Source organism: Microbacterium sp. VKM Ac-2870, from assembly GCF_015350795.1.
In the GTDB taxonomy this organism is placed as follows: domain Bacteria; phylum Actinomycetota; class Actinomycetes; order Actinomycetales; family Microbacteriaceae; genus Microbacterium.
This window is the reverse complement of sequence record NZ_JADKSH010000011.1, coordinates 1-1,053: the sequence shown is the minus strand read 5'-3', so window position 1 is coordinate 1,053 and position 1,053 is coordinate 1. Positions and strand designations below refer to the sequence as shown.

Below are 1,053 nucleotides of genomic sequence, written 5' to 3'. Positions count from 1 at the left end.
GGATCGATCTTCTCGATCCTGTTGCCGTTCGGCGGCTTCTACCAAGCGCCGCAGCGCCGTCGGGCGGGGACGCTGACCCTCGAGGAGCGTGAGGAGATTTCCCGGGGTCTCGCGGCAGATGAGTCGTATCGTGCGATCGGGCGCCGGCTCGGTCGGCCCGCGTCGACGATCAGTCGGGAGGTGGCCAAGAACAAGGGACCGCGACGATATCGCGCTGTCGATGCCGACGATCGTGCCTGGCGCCGTGCGCGGCGTCCGCAGAGATGCGCACTTGCCCGCAACCCGGTGCTGCGTGGTTACGTCGCCGCTCGCCTTCGGGAAGACTGGTCGCCCGAGCAGATCGCCGGGGCGCTGCGGAAGCGTCACCCGGCGGGGAGCGGGATGCGGGTGTCGCACGAGACGATCTACAAGTCCCTGTTCGTGCAGTCCCGCGGCGTTCTCGCGAAAGAGCTGCAGAAGCATCTGCGATCCGGGCGGCCGATCCGCCGCAGTGTTCACAACAACGTCACCGGGCAATGGCGATCCCAGATCAAAGACGCCGTCTCCATCTCCGAGCGCCCTGCCGAAGCCGAAGATCGCGCGATCCCGGGGCATTGGGAAGGTGATCTTTTGATGGGGCGGCACTGGAGCCAGATCGCGACTGTCGTCGAGCGCGCGACACGATTCACGGTGCTCGTCCAGATCGACGGCCGCGACATGGAGTCCGTCACAGCGGGCCTCTCGCGTGAGATGAACCTGCTCCCCGAGCAGCTGCGCCGATCGCTGACCTGGGATCGCGGGATGGAACTCGCCGACCATAAGACCGTCACGCGCAACACCGGCCTCGACGTCTACTTCGCCGACCCCCGCAGCCCCTGGCAGCGCGGAACGAACGAGAACACGAACCGGCTGCTACGTCAGTACTTCCCCAAGGGCGTCAGCATGAAAGACCTCACCCAGACCGACCTCGACACCGTCGCCGCGCGCCTGAACTCCAGACCGCGGAAGACCCTCGACTTCGACACCCCAGCCGATAGGCTCCAAGCACTGTTGCGCTGACGGGTTGAGTTCACC

1 protein-coding gene is annotated in these 1,053 nt (G+C 66.2%); it reads left to right on the top strand.

Annotated elements, in window-relative coordinates:
• On the top strand, positions 1-1,038 hold a 1,038-nt coding region (locus ITJ43_RS14960; RefSeq protein ID WP_194584654.1), incomplete at its 5' end, for an IS30 family transposase.
• Positions 1,039-1,053 lie beyond the last annotated feature (15 nt).